Origin of the sequence: Flavobacterium sp., assembly GCF_044348915.1 — a bacterium.
In the GTDB taxonomy this organism is placed as follows: domain Bacteria; phylum Bacteroidota; class Bacteroidia; order Flavobacteriales; family Flavobacteriaceae; genus Flavobacterium.
The window spans coordinates 1-21,083 of sequence record NZ_JBIKRX010000054.1 but is presented as its reverse complement, the minus strand read 5'-3'; the positions used below and the strand labels follow the sequence as shown (position 1 = coordinate 21,083).

Here is a 21,083-nt window from a genome sequence, read left to right as displayed (position 1 = left end):
ACGTAAAGACATGTTATTTGAAACAAAAATAATTTAAAATAATGCTTCTGTAATAGTTTTTATGATATTGTTATCATTTTAATAACGAGCCTAAAAACGACCAAGTATTATTGTGTACTGAAAAGATGGGTTTGCCGTGGTTTTTGATCGAACTTGCAAATGGTATTTGTTTAGATTTAGAAAGTATAAAATATTGATTTATAATGCAATATGATTTTAAGTTATCGGGTTTTTGAGCCTTCCGAGTCTTATAAGTGAGACGATTATTTTTTTTTGGTCGAATTGCTCGAAAATTTTGAAGAAAAAAATGAGGCTATTCTTGCGAATAACCCCAATACTATTTTTCAAACTAATCTTTTGTTAAGTATGAATGCAATTTGTCTAGATCTTGTTGTTTTCCATCGAAAAAACATCGCTTATGATTTAATCAATTTAGTTTGATATTGTTTTTTTCCATTTTGGATTTTAATAATGTAAATCCCCTTGGACAGGGAATCAACTTTTATCACTTGATTATTTTTTATGATTGGCTTCTGTAGTATTAACTTCCCTTCTAAGGAGTAAATAGCGGCAGTGCAATTTGAATCTAATTCTTCTATGATTGATAGGTTTAGCTCGGAGGCTACAGGATTTGGGAATATTCTAAAACTATTACTTTCTGAAAGGCTATTTTGTTCAATTTTTAAAGAATTATTCGAATCTCCACCTGCAACGATGTCTCCAAATATCTTCTTAGCACTGATTCCATTATTGGTAGCCAAAGTGATCGCTGATAAGGATAGAGGTGAAGTGCTAAATCGTACATCGATGTCACCTGTGGCATTTCCATTGATTTCATTGCCTAATCTATCGGTCGTGCTTACAATTGTTGCTGTAGCAAAACCATCTGTAATGTCAACAATTCGGCAATTATTTCCAAGAGGGCTGTTTGCGGTTTGTTTGCTTTGAAAAACAGCTAAATATTTTTTACCATTCAATTCAAAATATTTAGTAGCGTTACTATCCGTATCGACAATTGCGTTGGCTAAACTACCTTTATTCACGCCCGCACTACTGTAAAGAATAACATTTTTGGTTTGCGAATTTACGATTAAATCACTGTCGGCAGTGGTTCCGGTTGCTGTAACGCAAGGCGAAGTGCCCATAGCGGCGGGCAGCGTAATTTCAGTTGGGGTTTGTAAAACACCATTGACCACAAGCCATCGGACCACTTTTGTTCCACTAGATGCAGCAGCCAAAATTACGGCGTTTTTAGAAATGTCTCCAACCAATGTGAATTTGTCGCCCAGTCGTAGGTTAGATGGGGAGGCATATTCAATATATAATGCTGGAGTTGCAGTATCGTTTTCCCATTTGTATACTTTAAAATTGTCGCTGCCAGTTGAAAGGGTCATATTGCAACCCAATAACATTCCGTTTCCGCTTCCTTCAATATCGCTTATAACATGAGTTCCTCCTGCAATTCCTGTAACTGGTAATTCTCCTGCATCGGTTCCGTCAATAAAGTTCAGAATTTTGACTTTTACTCCACCATTTCTGGAAGTTACATATATTTTGTTATTGGCGTAAGCCAAGCCTCTTTCGAGATCAGTTCCAAACCAAACGGGTCTTGTGTTTTCTGAGGATGCTCTTTTCCAACCGACTTCAATAGTATTCGAATAAATAAAACTTCTTGGTTCGGTATAATTGGATTTTTGCACACCGTTTTTGTAAGCCACAACGGTCCAATAGTAAGTGTTTCCTAATGTTAGATTAGAAAAATTATAACTTCCTGTTGTGTTCGTTTCATTTACTAATACCACACTGTTTGTTGTTGTACTTGGAGTGAAACCAACGTTTTTGTTCCAATCTACTTTAGAAGTTGCAATTTGAATTCTATAGGTGCAACCCGTTTCAGTTGGCATATTCCAAGTTATATTTACCGGATTGGCTTGCGTTGTGGATGCATCTACCGGTTTAAGCGGATTTGGAGTTTCTAAATTAGCTAACTTATAAATCGCCCAAACTGAAGGAATGGAACGATACGATTCAGAAGGTGTGTTTATAAATGTATCCTGAGTGGCCAATTGCGTAGAACCTCCACCGTCGCAATTTAATGCTTCGACACAACCTAAATTATAAAGTATGTTGGCCATTTGCGGTAAAGAAGCACCAGCTGAAACTCCGGGTTGTCTTCCGTCGGCCACAAGTAGAATGAGGTGTTTATTAGCGGTATATCCTATCGACGATCTTGGGTCTAAACCTGTATTTGAAACTCCTGAACCCCAAAAAACTTCTTCATCGTAGGTATCTACAATAGTTCCGTTTTTGATTAACACAGGTCCAGCGCCCATCCCTTTGGCTAAATTGGTCCATTGCGTTCCTTCGGCTTGGGTTGGAGTAGGTGCAGGTGTGCCATTGGCATTTGGAGTCGGTGTTGCATATCGGTACACATCAGTTTTAGCATTGCCAAAATGGTAAATCCAATTGACAGCCATAGTACCATCGGTATTGAAACCAAAAAAACCTCTGGTTACAGGATAATCGACACCGCTTCTGTTCAAAGCTGCAATATTCTTTGCTTCTACCGTGTTGTTTATTATCGCAGAAAACGAACTGCTCCCACTAAAATAGCCACCATTCATTACAGCAATTGCTCCTAATTTGGTCGCCCAATTTTTAGCGTTGGTTGGCGTTCCTAATACTGGCGATACCTCTAAATCGGTTGTATTTAGATCAATATCAATGTATTTTACCTTTAACGGAATGCTTGCATCTTCGCCCGAAAACACTTGGACACCATTAGGCATATTGTAGCTTGCAGAAACGTTTGTCCACGTTATGTTTTGAGCTGAAATGGTAAATACATTTAAAAACAGCAAAAATGAAATAATTTTTTTCATCGATAGTATTGATTAATTTCAAAAAGTAAAAAATAAGGCTATCCTTTCGAATAGCCTCATTTCATTACAAGTACAGGTTTATTTTTTTAATAATTTGGCAGTATTATTGTTTTTGCCATTGACAACTTTCACTAAATACTCTCCGGCATTCAAGTCTTGAATGTCGATGGTTTGAACATTTTCTTGGATCTTAGCCGATTTTACTTGTCTTCCTTGAATGTCATAAATAAAGGCTTGAGCGTCTTTATCGATATCAGTATCTATAGCAATGTAAAATTCATTTCTGGCAGGATTTGGGAAAATTTTAGTAGCTTTATGAGCTTCTGCAGCCGAAAAATCATTGTTTCCTAAAACTACTGTTAAACCATCCTTAACAAGAGTGGTACCGCTGATACCGTTATTACAACCTAAAGTATAAATAGTGATTGTGTTCGCGGTACCATCTACTAGATCTGGCTCTACTTTTAGTCCTAAACCTCCACTTCCATTTCCATTGGCAATAGCACCTAGTGTAGGTGTCAAGGCGACAGTTGAAGCTAAAGCTAAACCGTCAGTTACATCAACTAATTTGACATATTCGTTTGTGCCACCATATAAATAAGAAGCTACATATTTCTTTACTCCTACCTCAAAATATCTTGTATCATTTGCAGATAATGGTATAACAGCGTTAGCGATAGTTTCTCCAGCTAAAGTTCCGTCAGCATTGTGTTTCGTTAAAGTATTGCCACTAGCTTTTAATAAAAATGCAGGATTAGCATCTATAGTTAATGGAGTAGCTGATATAAGTGAGGTTGGAGCAGTTAAAGCGGGAATGGTGATAGCGGTAGGTGCACCAAGTACTCCTCCAGTAACAATCCATCGAATTACTCTATAACCAGTTGTGGTTCCAATTCTGCCGGCAGCAAAAATTACAGCATTCCCTGAAATGTCACCAGTTACCGAAAAATTATCTCCTAAACGAACATGTTCTGCAGCAGATGGTGCTACATAAGTAGCGTAAATTGAAGGAGCAGCGGTTTCATTGTCCCATTTATAAATCGTAAATGTAGAGCCAGGTGTGGCTGGATTTGCATAAGCATTTGCCTGTAAATTACAAGCTAAAATAGCTCCATTAGCACTAACTTCTACATCGTTTAACGCAAAAGTACCACCGGTAACACCAGTATAGTTAGCAATTTCTGGCAAATCGGTTCCGTCAACACCATTAATGACTTTAATCTTTGTTCCTGAAAATCTGGAAACTACATACATTTTGTCGTTTAGCGCTCCCATACCTCTTTCGGTATTGAGTGTTGCTCCGGTTCCCATCCAAGTTGGATAATTGCCATTTGCGCTCGATCTTCTCCAATTAATTTGCGCGTTTCCTATGCAGAAACTTGCCAATAATAATGCTAAGTAAATTTTTTTCATAACGGTTGATTTTTTATGTTAATTAATATAATTGTTTAATAGTCGCTAAAGATAATAAATTAATTTATTATATATAGTATTAATATTAAAAAAAATAAAAAATATATCCTATTTTCTGTTTATATAAGTTTTTTTTGATTATTTTTGATAAATAATTTAATAAAATTTGCTACTATTGTTAGTATTGAATTGGTATTTCTAAAATGGTTTTAGTAGGTTTGTGTTTTTAGGTTGATAATTTTTAAAGGTATACATAAAATGAATTTAAAAGATTTATTAGATAATAGTATTGACAAAAGTCTTTCGGATCAAAAATGGCATATGCTTAGGCAAACCATTATTAAGAGGTTGCTTTCTAGCGGAAATGCTACGATAACCGAATTGAGTTCGGAACTACAATCAAGTGTGCCTACAGTGACCAAAGCGGTTAATGAATTATTGGCCGAAGGCTATATGATCGATATGGGAAAAGTGACCAATAGCGGCGGAAGACGTCCTTCCTTATATAGCATCAATCCTACTTGCGCCTATTTTATGGGAGTCGAAGTTGGTTTAGCTAATATGTCGATCGGTTTGCAAAATATAAAAAATGAATTTGTGAGCATCGAAATGGGGACTTCCTTTATTTTGAATAACACCCAAGAATCATTAATGGAGTTTTGTGAAATTCTCAATTCATTTATAGAAGATAGTTCTGTCGAAAAAAGTATGATTGTAGGAGTTTGTATCAACTTTTCGGGTCGAATTAATTCGATGGAAGGATTTAGTTACAATTATTTTTATAGTGAAAACAGACCTTTAACAGAAATTATTGCTGAACAGTTAGGTATTCCAGTTCATTTGGAAAACGATACAAGAGCAATGGCTTTTGGGGAATATAGGGAAGGTGTTGTTGATCACGAACAGAATATAATATTTTTGAATTATAGTTGGGGAGTGGCCATCGGAATGATTACAGATGGTAAACTGTACTATGGAAAGTCGGGTTATTCTGGGGAGTTTGGTCACAGTACCATCTTCAATAATGAAATCATGTGTCAATGTGGTAAATTAGGTTGTTTGGAAACTGAAATTTCAGGCTGGTCATTGGTGAAACAATTTCAAGAAGCCGTTAGTCAGGGCAAGCAATCCAATGTAAGTATTGATGAAAATCTAGTAGGCCTGCAACACCATGTTATTATTGATGGAGTTGTCAAGTTAGAGGACAGTTTGTGCGTGGATTTGGTGACTAAACAAAGCGAAAAAATAGGACGGTATTTGTCTATTTTGCTCAATATATTCAATCCTGATTTGTTGGTTATTGGTGGTGATTTTGCAGGTCTTGGAGATTATGTGCTCCTACCAATTCAAGCAGCTTTGAAAAAACATTCCTTAGGATTGGTCAATCGGGATATGAAACTCAAAAAATCTACTTTGGGACGCAGAGCCGGTGTTATTGGGGCTTGCTGCATCGTCAAAGAAAAAATGCTCTCTCCTTTATTAAATAGATAGTAATTATTTTCAATTAGTTAATAAAAATATTTATTAATTATTAGTTTGTTAGTAAAAATTTATATATTTGTTATTCCTTAATTATAACGATATAAATTTTATGTTGAACAAATGTCTTTTCTTTTCTTTATCCCTTGTGCTGCTACTTTCTTGTAACACTACAAAAGGTTTTGTATCAAACACTCCTTCTGCTGATGGAATTAAGGGGGTTTGGGTTACCAATGTAGCTTCGACTGCTCTTGATTCAAGGGAAAAAATCACCGAAACCGTCGCTCTTTGCAAAAAATCAGGTATTACCGATATTTATGTGGTTACTTGGAATAGAGGTAGAACTTTGTACCAAAGTAAAATCATGAAATCTATTTTCAATCTACCTATTATGGAGCGTTTCGGAAGTAGAGATCCATTACAAGAAATGATTGAAGAAGGACACAAAGCAGGTTTGCGAGTTCACGCTTGGTTTGAGTTTGGTTTCGCCTCCTCTTATGGCGAAAATGGTGGTGCCATTCTAAAAAAGTTCCCAGATTGGAAAGCTATCGACAACAAAGGCAATTTGGTTTCTAAAAACGGTTTTGAATGGATGAATGCGATGGATCCTGAAGTCCAAAACTTTGTAAAATCGCTAGTTCTTGAAGTGGTTCAAAATTATGATGTCGATGGTATACAAGGTGACGATAGGTTACCAGCTATGCCTTCGCTAGGAGGTTATGATGCCTACACCGTAAAATTATACCAAAAAGAGCATCAAGGAAATCTTCCACCAAATGATTATATAAATCCTGATTGGCTCACCTGGAGAGCCAATAAATTAACTGATTTCTTAGGGGAATTGTATAAAGAGGTAAAAGCAGTCAAACCCAAAATGATTGTGAGTATGGCACCAAGTATTCATCCTTGGGCCAAAGAAGAATATCTTCAGGATTGGCCAACTTGGTTAGAAAAAGGCTATTGTGATTATGTCATTCCGCAAGTCTATCGAAAAACTATCGAAAGCTATACGAGTACTCTTCAAGCGCAATTGAATTATCTTCCAGAAAATCAAAAAAACAAATTCTTTTCCGGGGTTTTACTACAGGTCAACGGAGTAAATCCAAGTCCAGAATTCCTAAAAGCGATGATCGAAACCAACCGAAAATTGGGTATTCAAGGGGAGTCCTTCTTTTTTTATGAAGGACTGAAAGCGTTTCCGGACTATTTTTCAAAAGAATATATCAAAAAATAGTTTCAGTAGTATCGCCAGAATTTGGATTGGACAAGATAAGGGAGTGATTAATAGTTATTGTAAATGAAAAAAAGAGCTTTAGCATTAGATGCATTACGTGGGATTGCAATCATTGGCATGATTTTATCAGGTCAAATGAATCTCACTCATTTGCCTGCTTGGATGGCTCATGCTCAAGTTCCACCAAATGCCTCATTTGATCCTTCTATTTATGGTATTACTTGGGTCGATTTGGTTTTCCCATTTTTCCTATTTGCTATGGGTGCCGCTTTTCCGTTTTCATTGGGTAGTAAATTAGACAAAGGCGAAAATAAATTCAAACTATGCTGGGAATCATTTGTTAGAGCCTTGCAATTGGTATTTTTTGCTGTCTTTTTTCAGCACATGAAACCTTTTGTAATTAATAGTGCAATGGATACGACTGCTTGTTTCCTCTCACTTTTTGCCTTTGGTTTGATGTTTCTAATGTTTGTCAATGATATCATTCCAGTCTTTAGAAACTACAAATATGGCACCTGGGGAGTAAAGCTTACTGCCTTCCTAATTGGTTTTATCATTATGTATAATTTGGAATATAGCGGAAAGAAAACTACCGCTTTCGATATTTATTTTAGTGATATTATTATTATCGTGTTGGCAAATATGGCCTTTTTTGCCAGTGTAATTTATATTTTTACTTATAAAAAACCATCCTACCGATTGTTGGTACTTCCTTTTGTAATGGCAGTATTTTTGGCTGCTGCCAATCCGGGTTGGGTAAAAACGGTTTATGATTTTACTCCAGTTCCTTGGGCGTACACTTTTTATTATCTCAAATATCTTTTTATCGTTATTCCGGGAAGTCTTGCTGGTGAATATCTTTACGAATGGATCAATTCGGCTACCGATAAAGTATCTGAAAAATCAAATTCTAATGTTTACTTAATTGCTTTAACATCATTGGCACTGATAGTAAGCAATGTTATTTTCCTTTATACACGTCAGCTCGAACTCAATGTTTTGGTTACACTAATTTTATTGGTGAGCAGTTATTCTATTTTGAAATCGAACACCACAAATTTTGGTGTTTTTTGGAATAAACTTTTCTTTATTGGTGCGTATTGTTTAGTGCTTGGCTTAGTTTTAGAAGCCTACGAAGGTGGCATCAGAAAGGATCAATCTACCTACAGTTACTACTTTGTAACCTCCGGTTTGGCTTTTTTTGCCATACTTTTCTTTTCAGTAGTATGTGATTATTTCCAATGTATTAAATCGACCAAATTTTTGGTTTTGGCGGGGCAAAATCCAATGATTGCTTATGTCGCAACCGCTTTAGTGGTGATGCCAATTTTGGCCTTGTTGACCATTAGCAATTATTTTGATGTTTTTAAAACAAGCGCTTTTATGGGCTTTTTACAAGGAGTGATTCTGACCACATTAGCCATTCTATTAACAATCTATTTCTCTAAAATCAAATGGTTTTGGAGAACTTAAAATGACAAAAACTTTAATATGAAAATTAATATTCTAGTATTTTTTTTAGTCCTGATAGGTTATTCTCAGAATAACACTAAGAAAGAGGTCGATGTTTTAATCATCGGAGGTTCAACTAGCGGAACATCGGCGGGTATTACAGCAGCACGACTTGGAGTTAAGACGCTTATTGTTGAAGAAACCCCTTGGATTGGTGGTATGTTTACTTCTCAAGGAGTTGGCGCTTGTGATGGGAATAACAATCTGCCATCAGGCATTTGGAATGAGTTTAGAGAAGCTTTGAGAACCCATTATGGAGGTGCGCAAGCATTGGAAACTGGTTGGGTAAGCAACACCCTTTTTGAGCCATCGGTTGGGAATAAGATTTTCAATACAATCGCTTCAAAGGAAAAAAACTTAGAAATTATCCACGGTTACTTTATTACTGACATTATAAAAGTTGGAAATTTAGTCAAAGGAGCTGTTTTCAAAAACGAAGAAGGTAAATCCCTTGAAGTAACCGCAAAAGTGACTATTGATGCAACAGACATTGGCGAGAGCCTGAAAATGGCTGGAGCTGATTACCGTCTCGGAATGGATTCTAAAACTGAAACCAACGAAGCCAATGCGCCACAACAAACCAATGGTATTGTGCAAGATTTGACTTGGGTTGCCATTTTGAAAGATTTTGGTCCTAATGCTGATAAAACTATTGCCAAACCTAGCAATTATAATCCAATTAATTTTAAAGGGTCTTGTGTTGAAACGGTTGATAATATCAAAATTGATTGCAACAAAATGTTGGACTATGGTAAATTACCCAACAATAAATATATGATCAATTGGCCTACGAAAGGGAATGATGTTTATTTGAATGTAGTCGAACTATCAAGAGAGGATCGCAATAGAGAGCTGCTCAAAGCTAGAAATTACACCTTGCAATTTGTTTATTATATTCAAAATGAGTTAGGATTTAAACATCTCGGATTGGCTGATGATGAGTTCAAAACTACCGATTTATTAGCCTATGCACCTTACCATCGTGAAGGTAGAAGACTAAAAGGAATTTCATTTTTTACTTATAATCATGTTGCGGAACCTTATAACCAGAAGGAAGCATTTTATAAAACAGGTATTTCAGTTGGCGATTACCCAGTCGATCATCATCACAAACAAAACCCTGATGCCCCAGATTTAGGTTTTCCGCCTGTGCCATCCTATTCGATTCCTTTAGGGGCTTTGATTCCTGAAAAAGTAAACGGATTGGTAGTTTCCGACAAAGCCATTTCAGTTTCAAATCTAATCAATGGTGCTACCCGTTTGCAACCAGTGGTATTGTTGACAGGCCAAGCCGCTGGAACTTTGGCGGCAATCGCAACAAAAGACAAGAAAGAAGTTCGAGAAGTTGCTATTCGTAAAGTGCAACAATCACTTTTAGATCAAAAAGCTTTTATTATGCCGCTATTCGATGTGAAACCTACGGAACCAGATTTTGAAACGATTCAAAAAATTACTGCAACTGGAATCCTAAAAACCAAAGGCGAAAGCTATAAATGGGCAAATAGAACTTGGTTTTCGCCAAATGCAACGATTTCTGTTCAAGAATTTACCGAAGGTTTGAATCAGTTTGATAGCAAAAATAAAATAGTCCTAAAACAAGACTTAGTTACCGAAAAGTTAGCTGCCAAATTATTGGCACAAGCAGGAGGGAAGTTGAGCAAAAAATCGAAATTTTCGGATAAGGTGCTGACCAAAAGAGAATTGGCAAAACTAATCGAGCAAAGTCTAAATCCATTTGCTATGGATATCGATTTTTCAGGTAATCTTAAATAATATTAGTAGTTTTTTTATAATGGTAAAAGTAATTGTTCTGTTTTTTTCGACTCTTTTTATCGGTCTTTTTGCTCAGGAAACGAAGCAAAATTTTCATAATTATTTTTATGATCAAAGACGCTCTTTTTTTGAGGCAATGCCAATCGAAAAAAATGAGATTATCATGTTGGGAAATAGCATCACCAATTGTGCCAATTGGGAGGAACTTTTTCCGAATAAACGCATCAAGAACAGAGGGATTTCTGGTGATATTACCTTAGGGGTTCTAGATAGAATGGATGAAATTGTAAAAAGGAAACCTAAGAAAATATTCATATTGATAGGAATCAATGACATTTCATTGAAAATCGACAAAAGTATTATTTTGACTAATTATCAAGGGATTATAACCAAAATTAAAACGGAAAGCCCAAAAACAACGGTTTATATTCAAAGTATTTTGCCAACAAACGATGCCTTCGATACATTCAAAAACCATCAAGGCAAAATGCACATTATCAAAGAAGTGAATCTAGAATTAGAAAAGTTGGCAAAAGCGAATGAAGTGGTTTTTCTAAATATTTTTCCGGCCTTTTTAGACGAGCAAGGAAAGATGAGTAAACAGTATACAAACGACGGATTGCATCTTTTAGGAAGTGGTTACCTTTTATGGGCCTCACTGATTAAAAAATACATATAGCAGCAGATTATTAATTTTAAATACAAAGCATCAATGTTGAAAATTGAAAATGAGATCAAACAGGAACATCACAAAATCGATGATTTATCTCAGTACGCAAAATTGTATCAGAAAGAATTGTTAGAACAAATCGTTCCGTTTTGGGAAAAGAATTCGCTTGATAAAGATTTTGGTGGCTTCTTCACTTGTTTAGATAGACAAGCAAAAGTATATGATACGGATAAGTTTATGTGGTTACAAGGCAGGCAAGTTTGGCTATTTGCTATGCTGTACAACAAAGTAGAGAAAAAGCAAGAATGGCTTGATGTTGCACTTCACGGAGCCAAATTCATGTTGAAAAACGGAAGGGATGCTCAAGGGAATTGGTATTTTTCGCTCAATCAAAAAGGAGAACCTTTGATTGAACCCTACAATATTTTCTCCGATTGTTTTGCCGCTATGGCTTTTGGCGAATTGTATAAAGCGACGAACAATTCCGAGCATAAAGAAGTAGCTGTAGCCACTTACAATAACATTATTGCCAGAAAAGACAATCCAAAAGGGAAATGGAGTAAAGCGCATCCAGGCACACGAGATTTAAAAAATTTCTCGCTTCCAATGATATTATGCAATCTTTCATTACTTTTAGAGGACGTAATAGGCAAAGAAAATGTAGATAGAATGGTGCCACCACTTATCGAAGATATAATGACTAATTTCTTGAACAAAGAACACGGCATTATTATGGAAAACATTTATCCCGATGGTCAACTTTGCGATAGTTTCGAGGGAAGACAAATCAATCCCGGTCACGGCAATGAATCGATGTGGTTTTTGATGGATTTGGCGGTGCGTTATAATAATCCAGCTTTGATTAAACAGTGTGAGGAAATTTTAATTCGCACCACAGAGTTTGGTTGGGATAATGAGTTTGGCGGAATTTACTATTTCTTAGACATCAAAGGACACCCAATGCAAGAGCTGCAATGGAATCAAAAATTGTGGTGGGTACATATCGAAACGATGATTTCTTTTGCCAAAGCCTACAAATTAACAGGAAATCCAAAATGTAAAGAATGGTTTTTGAAATTACACGATTACACTTGGAATCATTTCCGAGACCAAGAGTTTCAAGGCGAATGGTTTGGCTATTTAACCCGAGAAGGAAAACCTTTACTAGAAGCCAAAGGTGGAAAATGGAAAGGATGCTTTCACGTGCCTCGAGGACTGTACCAATTATGGAAAACATTAGAATAAATTAACTAAATATAAATCAATTAAATAAATCAATTATGAAAAGAGGAATTCTATTTTTACTGTTGTGTTTGTTTTCTCTAGCGGTAGAGGCACAAACAAAACAAATAAAAGGAACAGTTTTAGATTCTGATGGATTACCACTTCCAGGAGCAAGTGTCGTTCTTACAGGAACTAAAACTGGGGCATCGACGGATATGGATGGGAATTTTCAAATGGCAATTCCAGCAAACGCAGTGTCTTTGACTGTTAGCTTTATTGGATTCAACAATATGGTTGTTCCAGTAGCTGGCAAAACTGTTGTAAATGTCAAAATGCAATCGAGTAGTATCGAGATGCAGGAGGTAGTCGTTGTAGGATATGGTACTCAAAAGAAAGCTACATTAACGGGCGCTGTTGGTATGGTTAAAGGAGCGGACCTGAACAAACGTTCTGTTGCTTCTTTATCTACTGCATTGCAAGGGACAATCGCTGGGGTTACAGTACAACAAACTTCTGGTGAGCCAGGCGCTGACGGATCGAATATTCGAATTAGAGGTATAGGCTCTTTCAATTCCAATACTTTTCCGTTGGTTTTAGTCGATGGAATCGAAATGGATATGAACCAAGTTGATATGAATGCGGTAGAATCTGTTTCGGTATTGAAAGATGCTGCATCTGCTTCAATTTATGGTTCTAGAGCATCGAACGGGGTAGTTTTGATTACGACCAAAAGAGGAAAAGACGGAAAGCTTAAATTATCTTTCGATATGTATTCAACCATCCAAGCCCCAACTAATATGCCAAAAGTGGTGAGAGCTGCCGATTTTCTTCAAGCTGAATTAAATTCATTAGACAATGCTGGAATTGTGACTCCGCCAGATCAGAGAGCAGCTAGAGAGCAAGCAATTGCAGATCAAAGATTGTACAAACCGGATAATTGGAACCGATATGATACCGATTGGGCAGAAGAAACGATAAATGATACAGCGTTAATGACCAATTATAGTTTGGCTCTTTCTGGTGGCAGTAAAGAATTCAAATATTATGGCGCAATTTCTGCCTTGGATCAAGGTGGATTAATCGAAACCAATAATTTTAAACGTATTAACATTCGCGTGAATACTGATGCAATGCTAAACAGCTGGTTGAAATTTTCAAACGAGATTTCGTACAGAGAATCCACTCAACTGACACCAGGTATTTCTTCTCCAAAAGCAATTATTAATAAATCATTGTATTTGTTGCCTACTTTATCAGCGGTACGCGAATTAGATGGCTATTGGGGTTACGGCAAAAACGGGGATAACCCGGTAGCAAGTGCTGAAGATTCGGGAAGGGACGTTATTAAAAGACCGGAATTGTTATTTAATGCTACGCTTACAGCAACTCCAGTAAAGGACTTAGAACTCTTAGCACAGTATAGCTACAGAAAAACGGAGTCTAGAGGTACTTTCATTACAAACCCATATAACACCTCATTGCGGGGCGTTTTTCAAGGGTCTTTTCCGGGTACTGATGGAGTTAGTGAAACTTGGGCTCAAACAGTACGAAATTTTTTCAGAGGACAAGCTTCTTATGCAAAAGATTTTGATTTACACAAAACAAAAATACAAGTAGGTACGCAAATTGAGGACAATTTAAATTCCAATTTTGGCGCTTCAAGAACATTATTTGAATTGGATCGCTATTATTTAGATAATGGGGATGCAAAAACAGCAACAGCAACGGGTGGCGCATCAGACTGGTCAATGGCTTCTTTTTATGGTAGATTTAATTATGATTATGATGACAAATATCTTTTTGAAGCTACTGGTCGTTATGATGGTTCTTCTCGTTTTGTTGACGGTCAAAAATGGGGATTCTTCCCATCGGTTTCTGCGGGTTGGGTAGTGAGCAGAGAGAATTTTATGGAGTCAATAAAGGACTATGTGAGCTTCTTAAAGTTTAGAGCTTCTTATGGACTTTTAGGAAATCAGGATATAGGAAATTATCCGTACGCTTCTACGATAGATACGGGATACAGCTATTGGATTGACAAACAGTTGGCTTCAGGTGTGGCGCAAACTACACTCTCAAATTCTGATATTACTTGGGAAAAGTCACAACAAATCAACTTTGGTTTAGACGTTTCGTTTTTCAACAGAAAATTATCTGCAACTTTTGATTATTATATAAAAGATGTTTATGATATGTTGTTGGTATATCCAGTTCCTTATTATACGGGATTAAATGCTACTTTTTCGAACGCAGGTGATATGCAAAATAAAGGGTTCGAAACTACATTGACTTATAATGGGAATATTGGAAAATTCAAATTTGGAATTACGGGTACATTGAGTAATAATGAAAACGAAGTTACTAGATTGTATGGTGCTTATCCTGACAGATCATTAACAGTAGGTTATCCTACGAGAGGTATTTGGGGTTATGTTACTAATGGGTATTACGCAGATGCCAATGATGTGGCCAATTCTCCAAGATTGTCTAATTCTGCTAAACCTGGGTATGTAAAATATGTTAAAACAGATCCAAGCGGGCTAAATCCAACTATAATTGGAGAGAGTGATAAAGTGTATTTAGGTGATCCGTTTCCTCATTTTGAATACGGATTGAATTTAACTGGAAATTATAGTAATTTTGATTTAACGGTATTTTTTCAGGGAGTGGGAGAACGCAGTGTAGTGATGAGTGGGATAGGTGTAAGACCATTCTTTAATGGTTCGAATATTTTTACACATCAATTGGATTCTTGGACACCAGACAATCCAAATGCCGAATATCCTATCTTAGTTCCAGAGGCGAATTCAGCAGATAATTTTGTCACTTCAGACAAATGGGTGCAAGACGGAGCTTATTTACGATTAAAAAACGTGGTTCTGGGGTATAGTTTACCAAAATCATTTTTAGACAAAACTAAATTGGACGGAGTTCGTTTGTACCTCAGTGGACAGAATTTATTTACCATTAGTAATTTCTACAGTGGATATGATCCTGAAGTAAACTACGGTGGAGCCCTTGGTGGGGAATTTTACCCAATTATGCAGACTTACACATTTGGTGCTAACTTTAAATTTTAAATGAAATGAAATCAATTAAAAAAATTATACTGGGATTAAGCCTTTTAGCAGGCTTTGCCTCTTGTCAGGATTATTTAGATAAAGAACCATTGAGTGAATATTTATCTTCTAATTTTTACAATAACGAAGCTGCAATTAGGCAGGGAACCAATGGTGTGTATCAAAGTATGTATATGGAAAGCAGCCTACTTCCTTTTTGTACACTTTATGATATGTACACCCCAATGGGAATTGAACGATCTGACAATAGTAGTATTGGTGTTGGTAATATACAACTTGAATCTAGCTTTGTTGTCGAAGGACAATGGGCAAGGTTTTACACCGGGATAGGTAGAAGTAACACTGTTTTAGACGGTTCGGCTCCTTACATTGATGGGTTAAGCGATAAAGCAAAACAATATGTGGCCGAAGTAAAAGTAGTCAGAGCAATGCATTATCACTATCTTACGTCTTTGTATGGCGATGTTCCTTTCTTTACAAAATCAGTAACTGCCGAAGAACAAAGAAGCGCCACTAGAAAACCTTGGAACGAGATTGTAGATTATATAATGAATGATTTAGAAGAAGCAAGCACCTTTTTGCCTTGGCAAACTAATGAATTAGGAAGAATCGACAAATCTTTTGCTTTGGGTCTAAAAGCAAGAATGGCACTTTATGCGGGATCTTGGTACAAAGAGGGTTTTGGAAAAGCGGGAACCAAAGATGCAGCTAAGGCGGCGATTTATTTTGACATTGCGGCTAAAACAGCACAACGAATTATTACCGAGTCAGGAAGATCTTTGAATCCTAATTTTAATGATTTGTTTACCAGATCTGGTCAATTGACTGCGGCATCCAAAAAAGAAAATATTTTAGGAATTGCCTATTCAGATCAAGCCTCTAGAAAATACCATTATCAATCCTTTGGAGAAATGGCAAGAACAGTTGGTGGTCAATCCGGACGTTTTCCAACGCAGTTATTAGTAGATACCTATGAAATGGCTAACGGAAAAAGAATTGACGAAGTAGGTTCAGGTTATGATCCTAAAAATCCCTTTGCCAATAGAGATCCTCGATTGAAAATGTCAATCTATACCCACAAAGATAGAATTATTGCCAATAGTGGTGGAGTGAAATTAAATATTGTAATGGAGTTGTACCGACCTCAAACTTTATCTTTTGACGCAGCAGGAAATTCTACACTTATTTCCAATCTAGATTATACTGGATCTGTAGCTCAGTTTGGGTATATTCAAAGTGGAGTGGGTTACTTGTGGAAAAAATACAACTTTTTCGATGACGAAATTGTATCAGAGCCTACTTATAACATTTTGTTGATGCGCTATGCTGAAATTTTGTTGATGTATGCCGAAGCCAAAATTGAATTAAATCAAATAGATGGTAGCGTAAGAAGTGCCATCAATGAAGTACGATTCAGAGCAGGAATGCCAGCTACTTTATTGGCTGATCCTGTAAAATTAAGACAATTAGTGCGTAGAGAACGAAAAGTTGAACTAGCTAGAGAATCAGGATTGCATTTCTTTGATATGAGACGATGGAGAACTGGGGCGTTGGAAAATGCCGAAAAAACCTATGGTTTTCCTATTGCTACTGGAGTTAATGCTGCCACAAACACCTACCCTGACGGCTACACGCAAGTAACGCCAGATATGGTGCCTACCTATGGCACTCCTGGTTCAGCAAGAGACTTGAATGATTTAGCTTTATATGCTGCCTACGGTGCTAAATTGCGTCAAAGAGATGCTGACAGACCAAAAAACTGGGATGACAAATTTTATTTGTGGCCAATACCACAAACAGAAAGAAACAAAGCCCCTTGGCTAACTCAAAACGACGGCTACGGTCAATAAAACAGTTGGTTTTTCAGGAGAATTCAATTTTCTCCTGAAAAAGAATTGTTTAGATTCCTATAAAAAAATGATAAAAATTAAAAATATGAAAAAAGCATTTTACATCCTATTCTGTCTATTTATGCTTTCCTCCTGCGAGGTGAATTATAGAGACGACCGTGCCTTTGAACCAGCAAAAATTGCTGCTGTTAGAGTCAATAATGTTTTATACACCATTATAGATGCAGGCACAAATGAAGCAAAAGTGATTCTTCCTCCCGGAGTGAATCTAAAGACCGCCACAACAGAATTATTAGTAGCCAATGGGCAGGCAGTAAATTTTGAAAATAATGTTCCACAAGATTTGTCAAAACCAATTGACATCCAAATTAAAGGAGAAGATGGAGCGAGTAGCACTTGGAAATTAATTGTTCAATCACCACCATTGTTAGTTAGTTTGGACGTGGTGGGTTTACCGCTATCAAAAGATAAAATAAATTTTGGTAAAACAACAATTATTGTGCAGATTCCAGTGGGAACTGATATCACTAATTTGGCCGTAACCTATGGTTTTTTGAATGGTACTTTGAAAAATTTCATCAATGGAACACCAAAGGATTACACCATTACACCAACTAAGCCACCTTTTAAATTACAAGTGACAGGAGCGGATGGCGTAACTGTATACAGTTATGATGTTATTTTTACTTCAGATGCTGTGGGTCCAGCCCAAATAAAAGGTATGGTGATAAACGGAGATACCACTTCAGAAATGTTAACTATTGACGCAGCAAAAAACATTGTTCAACCAGTAGTTCCTTACTTGACTAATTTCTCAGATGCTACAATTCAGTTGATTGTTGGGTTTGGTAATGTAATTGACCCTAATTTCAAAACTACAAATGTAGATTTATTGAAAGAGATCAAAGTAAAAGTCACTGGGACAAATGGTGTTGAAACCGAGTTTACAATCCGAAACCCATTAATAAGCAATACTCCTATTTTAGAAAAATCGCACGCTTCATTCAATTTTGCTGCCAATGCGGGTTCTTCTGCGGGTTGGAGCGGAAATAATATTGTAATTGCAACAAATGCTATGAATGCAGGGGCAATTCCGGTTTTAGGAATAAACGCTTATGATTTAGCTGGGAATTACCTTAATGGATTAGCAAAAACAGGAACTAATTTTGATGGTGGAGCTGTTACTGGAATCCGTAAATTGGCTACAGATGACGACGGTAAAATTCTTGGAGTACAATTAGGAGCAGGAGCAGGAGCAACAACAATGCTGTCTATCATTAAATGGAATTCTATAACAGATCCAGCGCCAACAAATTATATTTCTTACAGTCAAACTAGTTTAGCATTAGCCTACGCTCCAAGAAGTGCAGGTATCAGTATTTCAGGTTCATTAGATGGTAACGCAACAATTACGGTTCCAATCTCCGGAAGAACAGATGTTTTTGTTTGGACAGTAACTGGTGGAGTTTTAAATCCAACTCCAGTAGCTAGATCATTCCCTTACACAGCAGCAGGAAACTACTTTAGCGTTCAGCCATATGCTGATGGTTTTGTTGGAGCAGCAACAGGGGTCAATTTCAATGGAGTTAATTTGATGGGTTCTTCATTAAGTGAAACAGCTAAAGTTTCTGGGTCAGCAACTTCAGATTGCGAAACGATAACTTATAAAGGTAGAAAATACATCGCTTATGTTGCTTTTGTTGGAGGAAAACACGTGTTCAGAATTATAGATTTTACAGCAGCAAATACGTATTCGTTAGAAAATCCGATTATGAATATAACGGGTGCGACAGTCGGCAATGGTAATATTACGGTTGACGCTGACTTTAAAATTATCAATAATAAACTGCACGTTTTGTTTTACGGAACAAATGACCGATTAGCAGTGTATCAATTAGAAAAATAAAAATAGGATATGAGGCTATGCTGCAAAAGGCATAGTCTCTAATTCATTAAAAAAAAAGTATATGAAAAAGATTTTAATGTTACTATCTGTACTTGTAATTTCTTGTACAACTTATGAAACACCACCAACGGTATTGCCTAATGCAAAACCAGAAGTGGTAAAAGGAATCAAAGGAGTTTGGGTAACCAATGTCGCTTCATCGGCGTTGAATTCACTTGCCAACATCAAAGAAACGGTTCAAACCTGCAAAAAATCAGGAATGACAGATATTTTTGTGGTGGTTTGGAACAAGGGAAGAACTTTGTATCCAAGTGATATAATGAAAACTGAATTTGGAATTCCAATTGCTGAAAATTTTGCAGGAAGAGATCCGTTACTCGAAATGATTACTGAAGCGCACAAAGAAAAAATTAAAGTGCACGCTTGGTTCGAATATGGTTTTTCCTCTTGGAATAATACTGTTCCAGGCGCCGATGTTATCCTTGATAAATACCCGGCTTGGGCTGCTAGAGATGCCAGTAAAGCAATTTTAGTGTCTAGTGGAGGTTTCAGATGGATGAATGGTATTAATCCAGATGTTCAAAAATTTATGACTTCTTTGGTTCTTGAAGTAGTAAAAAAATACAATGTTGATGGTGTGCAAGGCGATGATAGATTGCCAGCTATGCCCGTAAAAGGAGGATATGATGACTACACAGTGCAATTGTACAAAACTGAAAACGGAGGAGCTTCACCACCAGCAAATGAAAATACAACCGCTTGGATTGATTGGAGAGCCAATAAATTGTCGAATTACCTTGGGGATTTGTATAAAGCGGTAAAAGCCGTAAAACCGAATGTAATCGTTTCATCTTCACCTTCTGTTTCGCCTTGGGGAAAACAAAACTATTTGCAAGATTGGCCGACTTGGTTGGACAAAAAATATTGTGATTATGTCATTCCACAGGTTTACCGTTATGATTTTCCATCATATTCAGCTACTTTGAAATCTCAAATCACACAAATAAAAAATAGTGGGGATAAAAATAAATTTTATGCCGGGGTTTTGATTCAAGCAGGTACTTGGAATGCTAGCAACGATTACGTGGCGCAAATGGTGAATGAAAATAGAGCCAATGGAGTTGGAGGGGAAACCTTTTTCTTTTACGAAGGATTGAAAGTCAATTCGGCATATTTTACAACAATTTATCCAACAAAGTAATTAGCAGCATTTTTGGGTTTTAATTTCTTGTAGTAAATCAGATTAGACAACTTTCAAAAAGTTGTCTAATCTATTTCTAAAATAAGCTAAATGAGCAGGATCAAATCGTATATCGTATTCTTTTTTTTAGGTTGTGTTTGTATGGGATTTTCCCAAACAAATCCATTCACATTTGCATCTAAACCTGCAAGAGAAAGGCTATTGATTAAACTAAAAGACTCCATCATCAACCCTTCAGCAAAGGAGTTTTTGACTACTAATAAATGCGATTGGGGAAGTTATGCTTGGGCAACTTCTTATCTTATTGATGATTCCAAACAAAATTTTGCGGTTTTAGAAAAAGCGTTAAATAATTACAAGCAATTGTCAAAATCCGATTTACAAAAAGTATTTGAATCCGTTTTTGCTTGTTTCCCAAACCAGTTTATTAATGAAATGCGGGCTATTGCCGAAAATGAATCCGAAAATGAAAAGATTTTTGCTACTGCAGTAAATTATCTACTGCAGAACAACCAAAAGGTAGATTACCTACTAGAATCTAGATTTACTACTAGCAATCATCCTATTATTCAAGCGTTGCGTAATCAATTGCAAACCAATTATAATCCGATTTCGCTTAAAGATTTAGAAAAAATTATCCACTACAATCGGGATAAAAAAACCAAGTTTTTGTATTCTATTCAGCATAAAGACCGAAACAAAACAGGAAAAGTTTTTGTGCAATCTGAAAACGGATCTCTAGTAAAAGACAAGGGACAATTAGTTCTAATCAATCAATTAGCGCGCTCTGCTACTAATTTGCCGATGTATATTACAAACGGAAATACGCCTGTAGGTCTTTTTAAAATTGATTCTTTGCATA

At 36.5% G+C, this 21,083-nt stretch carries 13 protein-coding genes; 11 read left to right on the top strand and 2 right to left on the bottom strand.

Annotated features, from left to right (window positions below; all coding sequences use genetic code 11):
* Nucleotides 1-416 precede the first annotated feature (416 nt).
* Entirely contained in the window at nucleotides 417-2,882 is a 2,466-nt protein-coding gene (locus ACIQ1E_RS09935) for a DUF4623 domain-containing protein (RefSeq protein ID WP_396171051.1), read from the bottom strand.
* A gap of 78 nt (nucleotides 2,883-2,960) precedes the next feature.
* Nucleotides 2,961-4,295 carry a T9SS type A sorting domain-containing protein gene (locus ACIQ1E_RS09930; protein WP_396171050.1) on the bottom strand — a complete coding sequence of 445 codons (1,335 nt, stop codon included), beginning with the start codon at nucleotides 4,293-4,295 and terminating at the stop codon, nucleotides 2,961-2,963.
* 258 nt (nucleotides 4,296-4,553) lie between these two features.
* On the opposite strand from ACIQ1E_RS09930, the gene ACIQ1E_RS09925 reads away from it, so the two are divergent.
* The 11 genes from ACIQ1E_RS09925 to ACIQ1E_RS09875 all read left to right on the top strand — a co-directional run.
* On the top strand, nucleotides 4,554-5,786 hold the full coding sequence (locus tag ACIQ1E_RS09925) for an ROK family protein (RefSeq protein ID WP_396171048.1): 1,233 nt from the start codon (nucleotides 4,554-4,556) through the stop codon (nucleotides 5,784-5,786).
* Between the two features lie 100 nt (nucleotides 5,787-5,886).
* Entirely contained in the window at nucleotides 5,887-7,008 is a 1,122-nt protein-coding gene (locus ACIQ1E_RS09920; RefSeq protein WP_396171046.1) for a glycoside hydrolase family 10 protein, read from the top strand.
* Nucleotides 7,009-7,071: 63 nt separating this feature from the next.
* Nucleotides 7,072-8,481 (top strand): DUF5009 domain-containing protein, encoded by a 1,410-nt coding sequence (locus tag ACIQ1E_RS09915; RefSeq protein ID WP_396171044.1) that lies wholly within the window; start codon nucleotides 7,072-7,074, stop codon nucleotides 8,479-8,481.
* 18 nt (nucleotides 8,482-8,499) lie between these two features.
* Nucleotides 8,500-10,293: an FAD-dependent oxidoreductase gene (locus tag ACIQ1E_RS09910; protein WP_396171042.1), complete on the top strand. Its 1,794-nt coding sequence runs from the start codon at nucleotides 8,500-8,502 to the stop codon at nucleotides 10,291-10,293.
* A gap of 19 nt (nucleotides 10,294-10,312) precedes the next feature.
* Complete coding sequence (locus tag ACIQ1E_RS09905; protein WP_396171040.1) at nucleotides 10,313-10,972, top strand: GDSL-type esterase/lipase family protein; 660 nt, start codon at nucleotides 10,313-10,315, stop codon at nucleotides 10,970-10,972.
* A 33-nt stretch (nucleotides 10,973-11,005) separates the two neighbouring features.
* A complete protein-coding gene (locus ACIQ1E_RS09900) occupies nucleotides 11,006-12,208 on the top strand; it encodes an AGE family epimerase/isomerase (RefSeq protein WP_396171038.1) in 1,203 nt (400 codons plus the stop codon).
* A gap of 35 nt (nucleotides 12,209-12,243) precedes the next feature.
* Nucleotides 12,244-15,264, top strand: coding sequence for a SusC/RagA family TonB-linked outer membrane protein (locus ACIQ1E_RS09895; RefSeq protein ID WP_396171036.1), 3,021 nt, complete (start codon nucleotides 12,244-12,246; stop codon nucleotides 15,262-15,264).
* Nucleotides 15,265-15,269: 5 nt separating this feature from the next.
* The gene (locus ACIQ1E_RS09890) at nucleotides 15,270-17,114 is read left to right on the top strand and encodes a RagB/SusD family nutrient uptake outer membrane protein (RefSeq protein ID WP_396171034.1); all 1,845 of its coding nucleotides are present in this window, start codon (nucleotides 15,270-15,272) and stop codon (nucleotides 17,112-17,114) included.
* A gap of 85 nt (nucleotides 17,115-17,199) precedes the next feature.
* Nucleotides 17,200-19,020, top strand: a complete 1,821-nt coding sequence (locus ACIQ1E_RS09885; RefSeq protein WP_396171032.1) for a hypothetical protein — start codon at nucleotides 17,200-17,202, stop codon at nucleotides 19,018-19,020.
* Nucleotides 19,021-19,081: 61 nt separating this feature from the next.
* Nucleotides 19,082-20,221 carry a glycoside hydrolase family 10 protein gene (locus ACIQ1E_RS09880; RefSeq protein ID WP_396171030.1) on the top strand — a complete coding sequence of 380 codons (1,140 nt, stop codon included), beginning with the start codon at nucleotides 19,082-19,084 and terminating at the stop codon, nucleotides 20,219-20,221.
* Between the two features lie 90 nt (nucleotides 20,222-20,311).
* The coding region (locus ACIQ1E_RS09875) for a hypothetical protein (RefSeq protein WP_396171028.1) at nucleotides 20,312-21,083 on the top strand (772 nt) is incomplete at its 3' end.

Excerpts from the sequence above, each read along its gene's own strand:
- ACIQ1E_RS09890 (WP_396171034.1), top strand. The coding sequence starts at position 15,270 with ATGAAATCAATTAAAAAAATTATACTGGGATTAAGCCTTTTAGCAGGC.
- ACIQ1E_RS09885 (WP_396171032.1), top strand. The coding sequence starts at position 17,200 with ATGAAAAAAGCATTTTACATCCTATTCTGTCTATTTATGCTTTCCTCC.
- ACIQ1E_RS09925 (WP_396171048.1), top strand. The coding sequence starts at position 4,554 with ATGAATTTAAAAGATTTATTAGATAATAGTATTGACAAAAGTCTTTCG.
- ACIQ1E_RS09880 (WP_396171030.1), top strand. The coding sequence starts at position 19,082 with ATGAAAAAGATTTTAATGTTACTATCTGTACTTGTAATTTCTTGTACA.
- ACIQ1E_RS09930 (WP_396171050.1), bottom strand. The coding sequence starts at position 4,295 with ATGAAAAAAATTTACTTAGCATTATTATTGGCAAGTTTCTGCATAGGA.
- ACIQ1E_RS09900 (WP_396171038.1), top strand. The coding sequence starts at position 11,006 with ATGTTGAAAATTGAAAATGAGATCAAACAGGAACATCACAAAATCGAT.
- ACIQ1E_RS09905 (WP_396171040.1), top strand. The coding sequence starts at position 10,313 with ATGGTAAAAGTAATTGTTCTGTTTTTTTCGACTCTTTTTATCGGTCTT.
- ACIQ1E_RS09915 (WP_396171044.1), top strand. The coding sequence starts at position 7,072 with ATGAAAAAAAGAGCTTTAGCATTAGATGCATTACGTGGGATTGCAATC.
- ACIQ1E_RS09910 (WP_396171042.1), top strand. The coding sequence starts at position 8,500 with ATGAAAATTAATATTCTAGTATTTTTTTTAGTCCTGATAGGTTATTCT.
- ACIQ1E_RS09920 (WP_396171046.1), top strand. The coding sequence starts at position 5,887 with ATGTTGAACAAATGTCTTTTCTTTTCTTTATCCCTTGTGCTGCTACTT.
- ACIQ1E_RS09935 (WP_396171051.1), bottom strand. The coding sequence starts at position 2,882 with ATGAAAAAAATTATTTCATTTTTGCTGTTTTTAAATGTATTTACCATT.
- ACIQ1E_RS09895 (WP_396171036.1), top strand. The coding sequence starts at position 12,244 with ATGAAAAGAGGAATTCTATTTTTACTGTTGTGTTTGTTTTCTCTAGCG.